This is a genomic window from Flavobacterium arcticum, from assembly GCF_003344925.1.
GTDB classification, from domain to species: Bacteria; Bacteroidota; Bacteroidia; order Flavobacteriales; family Flavobacteriaceae; genus Flavobacterium; species Flavobacterium arcticum.
In genome coordinates this window covers 1,762,007-1,774,529 of the sequence record NZ_CP031188.1, presented here as the reverse complement: position 1 = coordinate 1,774,529, position 12,523 = coordinate 1,762,007, and the positions used below count along the sequence as shown (strand labels likewise).

General features: G+C 37.2%; 9 protein-coding genes, 2 tRNA genes and 1 riboswitch. Of the genes, 4 read left to right on the top strand and 7 right to left on the bottom strand.

Features of this window, described 5'->3' with window-relative positions; all coding sequences use genetic code 11:
* Positions 1-205: 205 nt before the first annotated feature.
* A complete protein-coding gene (locus DVK85_RS08010) occupies positions 206-445 on the top strand; it encodes a hypothetical protein (protein WP_114677943.1) in 240 nt (79 codons plus the stop codon).
* Positions 446-667: 222 nt separating this feature from the next.
* Here DVK85_RS08010 and DVK85_RS08005 read toward each other — a convergent pair whose 3' ends face one another.
* From DVK85_RS08005 to mutS, 5 genes are all read right to left on the bottom strand, one after another.
* Positions 668-1,285, bottom strand: coding sequence for a hypothetical protein (locus DVK85_RS08005; protein ID WP_114677942.1), 618 nt, complete (start codon positions 1,283-1,285; stop codon positions 668-670).
* Positions 1,286-1,403: 118 nt separating this feature from the next.
* Positions 1,404-1,489, bottom strand: a tRNA-Leu gene (locus DVK85_RS08000).
* A gap of 18 nt (positions 1,490-1,507) precedes the next feature.
* Positions 1,508-1,580: transfer RNA gene (locus tag DVK85_RS07995), tRNA-Gly, on the bottom strand.
* A gap of 205 nt (positions 1,581-1,785) precedes the next feature.
* On the bottom strand, positions 1,786-2,172 hold the full coding sequence (locus DVK85_RS07990; protein WP_114677941.1) for an acyl-CoA thioesterase: 387 nt from the start codon (positions 2,170-2,172) through the stop codon (positions 1,786-1,788).
* Positions 2,173-2,318: 146 nt separating this feature from the next.
* Positions 2,319-2,507: riboswitch (cobalamin riboswitch) on the bottom strand.
* Between the two features lie 71 nt (positions 2,508-2,578).
* On the bottom strand, positions 2,579-5,185 hold the full coding sequence (gene mutS / locus DVK85_RS07985) for a DNA mismatch repair protein MutS (protein WP_162845338.1): 2,607 nt from the start codon (positions 5,183-5,185) through the stop codon (positions 2,579-2,581).
* A gap of 129 nt (positions 5,186-5,314) precedes the next feature.
* Between mutS and DVK85_RS07980 the strand changes: the two genes are divergently transcribed.
* Positions 5,315-5,857 carry an RNA methyltransferase gene (locus DVK85_RS07980; protein WP_114677940.1) on the top strand — a complete coding sequence of 181 codons (543 nt, stop codon included), beginning with the start codon at positions 5,315-5,317 and terminating at the stop codon, positions 5,855-5,857.
* 45 nt (positions 5,858-5,902) lie between these two features.
* Positions 5,903-8,770: an Ig-like domain-containing protein gene (locus DVK85_RS07975; protein ID WP_114677939.1), complete on the top strand. Its 2,868-nt coding sequence runs from the start codon at positions 5,903-5,905 to the stop codon at positions 8,768-8,770.
* Here the strand turns inward: DVK85_RS07975 and DVK85_RS07970 are convergent.
* Both DVK85_RS07970 and folK read right to left on the bottom strand, forming a co-directional pair.
* On the bottom strand, positions 8,754-9,398 hold the full coding sequence (locus DVK85_RS07970; RefSeq protein ID WP_114677938.1) for an HAD hydrolase-like protein: 645 nt from the start codon (positions 9,396-9,398) through the stop codon (positions 8,754-8,756). The genes DVK85_RS07975 and DVK85_RS07970 overlap by 17 nt on opposite strands.
* 4 nt (positions 9,399-9,402) lie before the next feature.
* Entirely contained in the window at positions 9,403-10,539 is a 1,137-nt protein-coding gene (gene folK / locus DVK85_RS07965) for a 2-amino-4-hydroxy-6-hydroxymethyldihydropteridine diphosphokinase (protein ID WP_114677937.1), read from the bottom strand.
* Positions 10,540-10,689: 150 nt separating this feature from the next.
* On the opposite strand from folK, the gene sppA reads away from it, so the two are divergent.
* Positions 10,690-12,462, top strand: a complete 1,773-nt coding sequence (gene sppA / locus DVK85_RS07960) for a signal peptide peptidase SppA (protein WP_114677936.1) — start codon at positions 10,690-10,692, stop codon at positions 12,460-12,462.
* Positions 12,463-12,523 lie beyond the last annotated feature (61 nt).

Below are 12,523 nucleotides of genomic sequence, written 5' to 3'. Positions count from 1 at the left end.
CAAATTGCTAATCGCTAAGAAGATTTAGTGATTAGCAATTTATACTTTACAAAAAAATAGTACCAAAAATTACTAAAAACGCAAGGTAATACGCTGTATTTCAATAACTGAAGATTTTTAAAAAAATTATCAATAAATATTTTGGGATATTAAAAAATTTATATCTTTGTTCCGAATTAATAATTAACCTTTATAATTTAGTAAGATGAAAAAAGTTGTTTTAAGCATGGCTCTAGTTGCTATGATGAGTGTTTCTTTCGTATCATGTAAAGAAAAAGCTAATGAAGCTGAAACTGAAATGGAAGCTGCTGCTGACGATGCTACTGAAGCTGTTGAAGAAACTGCTGAAGATGCTACTGAAGCTGTTGAAGAAACTGCTGATGAAGCTGGTGCAAAAATGGATTCTATCCATGAAGAAGTTACTACTGAAGAGCACGCTCACTAATAACTAGTCAGTTAAAGTATTTAAAAGCTCCGCAATGCGGGGCTTTTTTTATACGCTATATTATCACCTTAAATAGTTTAGCGCAAAAACGACTACTAATAAACATCAAGTAACACATAACCCCTTTTGGCACAACGCAAAAATTTTTGTTTTATAGTCAGCAAATAATAAAAAAGCTCCGCATTGCGGAGCTTTTTTATTATGCCGTGTTATACCTCTAAATTATTCACCCTTGTAGGCTAATGTTTTCCACATGGTATCTATAAGATTTCTACTCGCTTCAGAATACTCCTCAGTAGATATCATTGTTAAGACAAGAATCCCTGCATCCCTACTCCCAATAGAAGCGACTTCATATATACTAGTATCACCTTTATACGTGAGTACTGCTTTACCCACTTCTAGATCTCTACCCGATTTCATTTTAAACACATAATCTTCTCTACGTATTTCATAACCATAATCAACACTTTCTTTAACAACCTCATTCAACATAAGCTCATTAAGCATTTCAGGATTAATGCCATCATATTTTTGTATAATAAAACCCGACCCTTCAGCTGTCATTACCATTACTTGCGAAATTCCGCTTTCAAGATCTACTCTTGATGCTTTAAAATCTTTACTGTATTTAAAACTAAAAAGATCATCATTATAAGTTAAGGTATCTTTAGAGAAAACTTTAAACGCAACTTTTTTACCTCCTACAGTAGTTTCATAATCCCGATCGAGAGCAATAGGCATTACCTTGCCGTTAATCTCAATTAAATAATCTTCTTGTGCACTAACAGCAAAAGAAATGAAAAGTAAAAAGCAGAAAAATGGTAATTTTAGTTTCATAAGAATCGTTATAATTATTAAGGTTTCAAATATAACTCAAAAGTTATAGACTTCACTATTAACTAAACATCAAAAAAATAGGCATAAAAAAAGCCCCGACACTGTCGGAGCTTTTTTGTACTCGAGGCGGGACTTGAACCCGCACGGGCATTACTACCCACTGGATTTTAAGTCCAGCGTGTCTACCAATTCCACCACTCGAGCATAACAGGTAGCTGTTAGAGCGAAAAACGGGATTCGAACCCGCGACCTCAACCTTGGCAAGGTTGCGCTCTACCAACTGAGCTATTTTCGCATTATACAATTGCTGGTTTTTATTTCAGTATTGCGAGTGCAAATGTAGCACATTTATTTATTCTTGCAAGGGTTTTTATAAAAAAAATAAAACAACCACGATAACATTCTGGTAACGTTAGTTTTAAAAAATAACTTTTTTTATTAACAGAAATCATTAATTGTAATACGGTAAAAAAAACACCCTATTTAAAACAGCAACAAATCTATTTATTAATTGCTACAGGTTCTTTATTCTCATTCAGCGCTACAAAAGTAAAATTGCCACTTATTGCTTTCTCTCTCCCTTCAGAGTACATATTCTCTACATAAATCTCTACGTGTACCTGCAAACTGGTATTCCCTATCTTAACCACTTTACCTATAAACTCAGCAAAAGTACCCGCGGGTATAGGCTGCTTAAAGTCAATACGGTCACTACTTACCGTTACCACACGCTGACGACTAAAACGAGTAGCCGTAATAAAGGCAACCTCATCCATTAACTGCATGGCTGTACCTCCAAAGAGGGTATCATAATGGTTAGTGGTATTTGGGAATATTGCTTTAAAAATATGGGTTTCTGATTTCTTGATTCTTTCTTCTAGTGTCATATACTTTTTATTTAAATTATTGTCTGTTTGTAAAGCTCTTACCGAATTTCACAATGCTTTATATAGTATAGGTACAGATAGAAAGGGACACAAAAAGGTATAACATACCCTGTTGTTTTTCAACCAATAACTTCAATCGCGAAAGCATTGTCAAGTTAGTACGGGCAGGTATCCTGACTTGTAACATTTTTACCGTCCTTCCCATCCCATTAAAGACAGTGGACAACACAGGCAAAAACTTTTAGGTTACTTACAGTTGCGCGACAGTTCGTGATTTCCACACGATTCCCTTTTTATTTTGGCTCTCACCAAAAACCTATACTATTTGAAAAGAAATAAAGTAAAGAACTATTTGGCAAAAATAACGAATAATAAAGCTGTTATAGCGTTAATAGATAAATTTATGCTACTTCGTTAGCATTCGTTTTATTTCGTTTAGCTTCATCAATGCCTCTACAGGAGTCAGAGTGTTAATATCGAGGTTTACAATCTCTTCTTTTATCTCTTCCAGTAATGGGTCGTCTAGGTTAAAGAAACTAAGTTGCAGTTCCTCTTTTTCAGATGCTTTCACATTAGATAATGCCTCGCCCGAATGGTCTTTCTCTAGCTTTTTGAGCAGCTTTTGTGCCTTTTGTATTACGGTTTGGGGCATACCCGCCATTTTAGCCACATGAATACCAAAACTGTGTGCCGAACCGCCTTTTACCAATTTACGGATAAACAGCACGGTATCTTTCAGCTCTTTTACCGATACATTATAGTTTTGTACGCGTTCAAAAATATCCTGCATTTCATTTAACTCATGGTAATGTGTCGCAAATAACGTTTTGGGCTGTGCCGGATGCTCATGTAAAAACTCGGCTATAGCCCATGCAATCGAGATACCGTCATAGGTACTTGTACCCCGCCCTATCTCATCGAGCAATATTAGGCTGCGGTCAGATATATTATTCAATATACTTGCCGTTTCGTTCATCTCGACCATAAATGTCGATTCGCCCATCGAAATATTATCCGAAGCCCCTACCCTAGTAAATATTTTATCTACCGTACCCATGCGCACACTTTCGGCAGGCACAAAGCTCCCCATTTGTGCTAGTAGTACAATAAGTGCTGTTTGCCTTAATATCGCCGATTTACCCGACATATTAGGACCTGTAATCATTATTATTTGTTGTGAAGCCCTGTCGAGATAGACATTATTAGTAATATAAGGCGTCCCCACAGGTAACTGTTTTTCTATTACAGGGTGGCGACCTTCTTTAATATCAAGCTCAAAACTATCGTCTATTTCGGGACACACATACTTGTTTTCTATTGCCAGTTGTGCAAATGACATAAGACAATCTACTTGCGCTATTAAACTCGCATTGAGCTGTACAGGTTTTATATAGGTAGCTATCCACACTACAAGCTGATCAAACAATTGTGTTTCTAGTTGGTGTATTTTTTCTTCTGCACCTAATATTTTGGCTTCATATTCTTTTAATTCTTCGGTAATATAACGCTCGGCATTCACGAGTGTCTGCTTACGAATCCATTCTGCAGGCACCTTATCTTTATGCGTATTACGCACCTCTATATAATACCCAAAAACATTATTAAAGGCTATTTTTAATGATGTAATACCTGTGCGCTCGGCTTCTCGTTTTTCTATTCCTTCTAAGTACTCCTTACCTGAATAAGATATACTACGCAACTCGTCTAACTCAGGATGAATACCTTTTGCAATAGCATTACCTTTATTTATAGATACGGGAGCTTCGGGATTTAAGGTTGTTTTTATTTTCTCGCGAAGCAAGTCGCAACTGTGCAGGCTATCACCAATGGCTTTCAGGGCATCATCCTTGCTTTCTAACGCTAGTTGTTTAACGGGTATAATAGCATCGAGTGAGTTTTTAAGATTAACTACTTCACGAGGCGACACCTTGCCTGTAGCAATTTTAGAGATAAGTCTTTCTAAATCGCTTATCTGTTTTACCTGTTGTTGTATTTTTTGTAATACATCGTTATTACCTTTCAAATACGTCACTACCTCATGACGCGCTCTTATCTTATTCCCATCTTTTAAAGGTAAGGCAAGCCAACGCTTTAATAACCTCCCTCCCATTGGCGAAAGCGTCCTATCGATAACGTCCAACAGAGTAACCGCATTAAGATTATTACTATGGTATAGTTCGAGATTACGAATTGTAAAACGATCCATCCATACATAAGCATCTTCGGCAATGCGCTGAATTGCTGTTATATGTTGCACCTTGTTATGCTGCGTTTCGGATAAGTAATACAATACCGCACCCGAAGCAACAACGCCCTCTTGTAAATCTTCTATACCAAAACCTTTAAGGGAATTCGTACCAAAATGAGTAGTCAAGCTCTCAAAAGCATAATCTTCTTTATATACCCAATCTTCTAAATAAAATACATGATAATCGTCGCCAAAGGTTTCACGAAAGTTTGCCTTTTCATTCTTAGCTACCAGTACTTCGCTAGGGCTAAAATTTTGCAGCAATTTATCAATATACTCTTCATTACCCTGCGCGGTAAGAAACTCACCCGTAGAAACATCTAAAAAAGAAATCCCTACATTTTTTCGTCCAAAATATACCGATGCCAGAAAGTTATTCGATTTCGATTGTAACACCTCATCATTCATAGAAACCCCAGGTGTAACTAGTTCAGTAACTCCACGCTTCACGATGGTTTTGGTCATCTTGGGGTCTTCCAGCTGGTCGCATATTGCCACGCGCAACCCTGCTTTTACCAACTTTGGTAAATAAGTATTTAACGAATGGTGCGGAAACCCTGCCAATGCTGTTTCGGTTTCGCTACCTGCACCTCGCTTAGTTAGTACTATACCCAGTATTCCGGCTGCCCTTACAGCATCTTCGCCAAAGGTTTCATAAAAATCGCCCACACGAAACAACAAACAAGCATCAGGATACTTTGCCTTTATGGTGTTGTACTGTTTCATCAACGGGGTTTCTTTCGCTTTTTTTTCTTTGGCTGCCAATGGAATACTTTTTTAATTACTAAAAGGCGAATTTAATCAAAATACCAAAAACTAAACAGTGATGTTTGTAATTGGTGGATAAGTAAACCAAATAGATTGTTTATTTTTGCTTTTTACCGATTTATTACCATGAGAAAACTAGAAAATAGCGAACTGGAAAGGAAGAGTGTTGAAGATTTTAAAAATTCCGAAAAAACACCCCTTATCATAATATTAGATAACATTAGGAGTCTGCACAATATCGGTTCGGTCTTCCGTACGGCAGATGCTTTTCTTATCGAAAAAATATACCTGTGTGGCATTACCGCTGTACCGCCAAATAAAGAAATTCATAAAACAGCATTAGGCGCAACCGAAACTGTTACTTGGGAACATAGCAACGATGTGCTAGATGTTATTACATCACTCCAAAAAGAAGATGTAGAAGTATGGGCAATAGAGCAGGTAGAAAATGCTGTTTACCTTAATGACTTTATGCCCGAAAAAGGTAAAAAGTATGCTGTTGTTTTTGGGAATGAGGTTAAGGGGGTATCGCAAAAAGCAATCGAATTGTGTAGTGGTAGTATCGAAATACCACAATTAGGTACTAAACATTCCCTCAACATATCGGTTAGCGCGGGTATTGTTGTATGGGATATCTTCCAAAAAAACTATACAAAACACAAGGTCTAAGTATAATTGGCTACATTTATACATTCTGTTTTTTATATTTACAAAATGAATAATTTTAGCCACACTTTTTTAAGAATAAATAACTTAAAAGAATTCTTTTTTGCAATATTGTTTTTTATAACGTTTTCGCAGATTACTAATGCGCAAACTAACGAAGCTCCTGTATTAACCGCAACAGGAGATCAAATATATTGCCCTGGTGAAAATTTAAATATAACAACAACTTTTAATATAACTGATACTGATGATACTGCTACCGAAGCAATATACATACAAATATCATCAGGTTATGAAAACGGAGAAGACCTACTTTCGCTTACAGGAACACATCCAAACATTACTAGCTCTTGGAATGTAACTACGGCAAAACTAAGCCTAACAGGAACTACAGGGCAAGATGTATCTTATACAGACCTTATTGCTGCTATAGAGGACGTAGTATATACTAATAGTGCTACTAACCCAACACCTGGCACAAGAACCTTTTCTATAACAGTGGGGCAAGCCAATTATCTTGAATCTACAGATCATTATTACTTATATATTGCCGAACTAGGTATCAACTGGGTAGCTGCCAGAGATGCTGCCGAAGCAACAACTTACTATGGCTTACAAGGATATCTCGCTACTATATTATCTGAAGATGAAGCACTATTAATTGGCGAGCAAGCATTAGGCACAGGATGGATAGGCGGGTCTGACAGCGCAACAGAAGGTGTATGGCAATGGGTTACAGGTCCAGAGGCAGGAACTACTTTTTGGAACGGAGATGTTAACGGTAGCACCCCAAATTATGCTTTTTGGAATACAGGAGAGCCTAATAATCTAGACAATGAAGATTATGCACATATCACAGCTCCCGGTGTAGGAGTACCTGGATCATGGAATGATTTATCTATTGCTGGTGGTCCAAATGAATATATGCCTCAAGGCTATATAGTAGAATATGGCGGTATGCCTGGCGATCCCGTTTTACAATTATCGGCTACTACTACTATTTCTATTCTCGGAATTACCAGTACCGCAGCAAACTCTGAATGTAACAGCGGCTCATTAACACTATTAGCTGGTGCTGGCGTTAATGATGTTTACTGGTATACCAACGCCACAGGAGGCACACCAATACATACAGGAACAAGCTTTAACACGCCTACTATTACCACTACAACTACCTATTATGTATCGGCTTATGACGAAACTTGTACTACAGCACCTAGAACACCTATTGTTGCCACAATATACCCACTACCCACGGTTACCGCAGGAACAACACCTCCTACTATTTGTGGCTCAGGAACATCTACATTGGAAGCAACAGCGTCTAATGGAGTAATAAACTGGTATGATGCTCCAACAGGTGGTACACTTATAGATACAGGCAATAGTATTACAAGTCCATCTATAAGTACAACTACAACTTTTTATGCCGAAGCTGTAAGTAGTGATAACTGTATATCGGCAACACGAACAGCAATAACCATAACAGCAACGCCATTACCCACAATAACAAACTTTACTACACCACCTGCATTGTGTGGTTCAGGCACAGCATCGCTTAGTGCTATACCATCGGGAGGGACTATAAATTGGTATGATGCACCAACAGATGGTACACTTATAGGTACAGGTACCACTATTACCAGTCCTACTGTCACTACTACCACAATATTTTATGCTGAAGTACTAAATAACGATTGTCTTTCAGAAAACCGTACAGCAGTTACAGTAACTGTAAACCCATTACCTACTATTACAGTAGCTACAACCGAAGTATCACTTTGCGAAGAAGGTATTACCACACTCGAAGCAATACCATCTGACGGAGTAATTAACTGGTATGACACTGATACAGGAGTAACTGTACTATTTAGTGGAAATGAATTTGAAACACCCTTTCTAACCGAAAACACCACATATTATGCCGAAGCAGTTAGCACAACCAACTGCATATCGGCAGAACGTATTGCAGTAACTGTAATAATAACATCATTACCAACCGTAACTACTGAAGTCGACATAACAGCTTGTTTTGGGAGTACTGTAACACTAGAAGCCACACCATCGACAGGTACTATAAACTGGTATACCGATGCTACAGGGGGCACACCTATAGCTACAGGAACAGCTTTAACCACAACCACACTAACCGAAGATACTGTATATTATACCGAAGCAGAATATAATGGTTGCCCATCGGCAGAACGAACGGCAATACATATAACGGTAATTCCGCTACCCGAAGCAGGGGACGATGAAACCATTTTGTTTTGTGAAAATGATACTGCTTTATTAGATGCTCAAATCGAAGGTGATGTAACCTACCTATGGGATTCAGGAGAAACTACTCCCCAAATCACTATTGACGAAGCAGGAATTTATACCGTAACCATTACCAATACCTCTGAGTGTATAGATACACAAACCTTTACTACTGATATTATTCTTGCTCCAGATATTGATGTTGTACAAATTCGCAATACTGATGAGGCTACCATTATTATGGAAGACAACACACAAGACTATGAATACTCTATTGATGGTATAAATTATCAATCGTCACCTATATTTAGAGGATTGAAAGATGGCATATATGCTGCTTATGCTCGTTCATTAAACGGTTGTGGTTTAGATATAAAAACATTTAGAGTACTACTGGTACAAAAATATTTCACCCCTAATAACGATGGTATTAATGATGCTTTTACTATAGCAGGTATGGCAACTGCTTATCCGCAGGCTACGGTAACAGTGTTTGATCGTTATGGTAAAATAATTACAGGGTTAAACCGATATAATCGTGAATGGGACGGTACTTATAACGGTAATAAACTACCCGCTACAGATTATTGGTATATTATACAACTAAATAGTACAAGCCCCGAAATTAAAGGTCATGTTAGCCTTGTGCGCTAACTAATTGCTGTATCAGCTCTTGTAACTGCTCAGGTGTATTTACGGTATGGTCAGGTGGTGTTTTGGCTATCGCTTCTGCTGAGTCATAACCCCAGCTTACCCAAACTACAGGAATACCGCATTTGCGACATGCTGTAACATCACGTGCTTCATCACCTATATAAATTACCTCATCGGGCTGTAATTTTCTATCTTTTAAAAGTCTCCTTAGCAATACATCTTTACCAAACACTTTACTTGAGGTGTAAATTTCAGGAGCTATCACTACCTGTATTTCAAAAAACGTTTGAATATTTTTCTTTGCATTGGTAGAAGCTATAGAATAAGTATAATCTTTAGTTTGCAACGACTTTAATAATGTTTTCATCCCTTTGTTAAACTGTAAATTATCTATCGAGGCATGAAATTTTTTAATCAGGTAAGTAGCAACAAAAGGAATTTTATATAATGGTATGCCTAAATAATAGCAACGTTGTTTTATAGTAAGACTACGCAGGTAGTGTATATTTTCAGTATCCAAAAGTATATAGCCTTTTTGGCTAGCCAATTCATTATATAACCCAATAAATATAGCTTTCGAGTCAACGAGTGTGCCATCAAAATCGAATACTATCAATTTTGCTTTCATATCCCTACTGCTTTAACCTTGTCTGTATTTGGTCAAGAACCCAAATATAGTCTTCCTGATTTTTCACAAAATCTCTATCAGACACATCTAGTATCAAAACATTTAATGTGGGTTGTGAGTTAATATAATCAAGGTAACCTCTGTTTATTTTTTCAAGATATTCAGGTTTAATATCCTGCTCATAGTCGCGCCCACGTTGCTGTATGTGTTGCAATAACCTATCGGTATTTTGGTATAGATATACATATAAGTCGGGCTTAGGCATTTCTTTATAAATAATATCAAACAGCTTACGGTATAACCTATATTCGTCTTCATTAAGGGTAACCTTAGCAAAGATGAGCGATTTAAAAATATGATAATCGGCAACTACAAAATCACGAAACAGGTCAAACTGCGCCAAATCATCCGAAAGCTGATGATAACGATCGGCAAGAAAAGCCATTTCTAGCGAAAAGGCATAGCGGTTTTGGTCTTTATAAAACTTGGGTAAAAAAGGATTATCGGCAAAACGTTCTAACACCAATTTAGCATTAAAATCTTCTGCTATTTTACCCGATAGCGTAGTTTTCCCCGCACCAATATTCCCTTCTATAGCAATATAGTTAAGGCTCTCAGGGTTATATTCTTGTAATGGTAAAGGTAATGTTATCAGCTTTTCGCAACGGCTTTCGTCTGGCGAAGTCGTAATGAGTTCCGTTATATTTTTATGACTTACAGGATGCTCCCATTGTGGCGCAACATCGCGTAATGGGTACAGTACAAAATTTCGCTCCTGCATTCTAGGGTGTGGTACAATAAGACTATCTGTGGCCACCACCTCATCATTAAAGGCTACGATATCAATATCTATAACACGAGCAACATATCCCTTACCCTCTTGCCTTATACGCCCTGCATACTCTTCGGCTGCTAGGAGAGCTTCGAGTAATACTTCTGGGGCTTTATGGGTATGTACTACAATAGCACAGTTATAAAAATCATCGCTCTCAAAACCCCAAGCAGGTGTTTCATATACTGCCGAAACTTTTATTACAGTAGCGATATGGTTATGAATATACTGTACACACGAGACAAGATGCTGTTGCCTGTCGCCTTGATTACTACCTATAGATAAAATTGCGTGATTTTGAAACTTCATAAGAAATGCAAAGTAAATAAAACAATTTTAAATGCGAGCAGCATTATGCAACGGTATCAATAATTTTTTAATGATGCAGTCAAATGTAATAATGACTGTAACATAATGTGTATTTTTGCTACTTATACCTAAAATTTAAATAGTATTTATATGCAGTTTTTAAAAAATGTACTGTCAACGGTAGTAGGACTTTTCCTTTTCTGCCTTTTGTTCTTCCTAGTTATAATCATTATTGGCGTTGCCGCAGGTAGTGGTAGTGACGATGTGGTTACTGTAAAAAAGAACTCTGTTATCGAGTTAGACATTAGCGAAGTAACTAATGATTATGCCGGTATTTTTCATAGTGATGATTTTAGTTTTCTAAACTCTGAACCTAAAGAAGGACTTTTTGATGTACTAAAAGCTATTGATGCTGCACAAACAGATGATAAAATAAAAGGTATTACGCTAACCAATAGTACTACTACATTGGGTATGGCACAAAACAAAGCATTGAGAGATCGTCTTGAAGCCTTTAAAAAATCAGGAAAATTTATAGTTGCTTATTCTGACACCTATAGTCAGGCAGATTATTACTTAACGTCTGTAGCCGACACTATTTATTTAAACCCTGTTGGTGAAATGGAATTTAAAGGACTTTCATCTGAAGTTATGTTCTATAAAGACCTACAAGAAAAAACAGGAATTAAAATGGAAGTTATTCGTCACGGTAAGTTTAAAGCTGCTGTAGAACCTTTCCTTAGTAATGAAATGAGTCCTGAAAACAGAGAACAAATAAGTACATTACTCAACTCAGTATGGGGCACTATAGCATCAGAAATTGCTGAAAGCCGTAACATACCGCTAGATAGCATTAACAGCATTGCCGATAATCTTTCGGCACGTACGCCTGATATGGCAAAAGCGAGTAAACTTATTGACAAAATAGGCTATATTGATGAGTTTCAAGATGGCATCCGTCATGCGCTAAAAATAAAGAAAGACGAAGAAATTAACACGGTTAGTATATTAGATTATGTAGAGGCTAATCAGTTTAAAGACCTACTTTCGGGAGCCGAAGATCAAATTGCCATTATATATGCACAAGGTGAAATAGGAAGCGGTAAAGGCAACCTTACTAGCATTGGCGAAATATCAATGCGCAAAGCCCTAAAAGCAGCCGCAGATAACGATGATATAAAAGCTATTGTATTGCGTGTAAACTCTCCTGGTGGTAGTGCCCTTACATCTGACTTAATATGGAGAGATATAGAACTTGCTAAAAAGAAAAAACCAGTAGTAGTATCTATGGGTAACCTTGCTGCATCTGGCGGATATTACATATCATGTAATGCCGATAGAATTTTTACCGAACCTACTACTATAACAGGCTCTATAGGTGTATTTGGTGTATTACCAAACTTTACAGAATTGTCTAAAAACATGGGCATTCATACTGAGCAGGTAAACACCCATAAAAACTCGGCAGGCTACAGCGTGTTTACTCCGCTTGAAGATAACACAAGAGAAATGATACAACAAAGTGTAGAAAGTGTTTATGATACTTTTATTACCCGCGTAGCAAATGGCAGAAAAATGACCAAAGAACAAGTAGATGCTTTGGGACAAGGTAGAGTATGGTCGGGTACAGATGCTGTTAAAAATGGACTTGCCGATGAGCTTGGCGGGCTTGATGATGCCATAGCTTATGCTGCAAAACTAGGTAAAACAGAAAATTACAGCACCAAAAACTATCCTGAATATGAACGTAACCTTGAAGACTTTTTCGCAAATGCATCGGGCTTACCTTTTGCACAAAGCAAAGAAGAGTTTATTAAAGAGGAACTAGGCGAAGAAAACTATCAGGTTATTGAGCGTATAAGACGTGCTAGCCAACTAAGAGGCACACAGGTTATTATGCCTTATGAAATAACCATTCGATAATTTACGTTAGTATCTTTTTAACTTTCTTATATAGGTTTCTTTGTACCTTTATGGCAAAATA

What these genes read in the sequence shown, in the direction of transcription:
- DVK85_RS07975 (WP_114677939.1), top strand. Translation starts at nt 5,903, where the DNA reads ATGAATAATTTTAGCCACACTTTTTTAAGAATAAATAACTTAAAAGAA.
- DVK85_RS07980 (WP_114677940.1), top strand. Translation starts at nt 5,315, where the DNA reads ATGAGAAAACTAGAAAATAGCGAACTGGAAAGGAAGAGTGTTGAAGAT.
- folK (WP_114677937.1), bottom strand. Translation starts at nt 10,539, where the DNA reads ATGAAGTTTCAAAATCACGCAATTTTATCTATAGGTAGTAATCAAGGC.
- DVK85_RS07990 (WP_114677941.1), bottom strand. Translation starts at nt 2,172, where the DNA reads ATGACACTAGAAGAAAGAATCAAGAAATCAGAAACCCATATTTTTAAA.
- DVK85_RS08005 (WP_114677942.1), bottom strand. Translation starts at nt 1,285, where the DNA reads ATGAAACTAAAATTACCATTTTTCTGCTTTTTACTTTTCATTTCTTTT.
- DVK85_RS07970 (WP_114677938.1), bottom strand. Translation starts at nt 9,398, where the DNA reads ATGAAAGCAAAATTGATAGTATTCGATTTTGATGGCACACTCGTTGAC.
- DVK85_RS08010 (WP_114677943.1), top strand. Translation starts at nt 206, where the DNA reads ATGAAAAAAGTTGTTTTAAGCATGGCTCTAGTTGCTATGATGAGTGTT.
- sppA (WP_114677936.1), top strand. Translation starts at nt 10,690, where the DNA reads ATGCAGTTTTTAAAAAATGTACTGTCAACGGTAGTAGGACTTTTCCTT.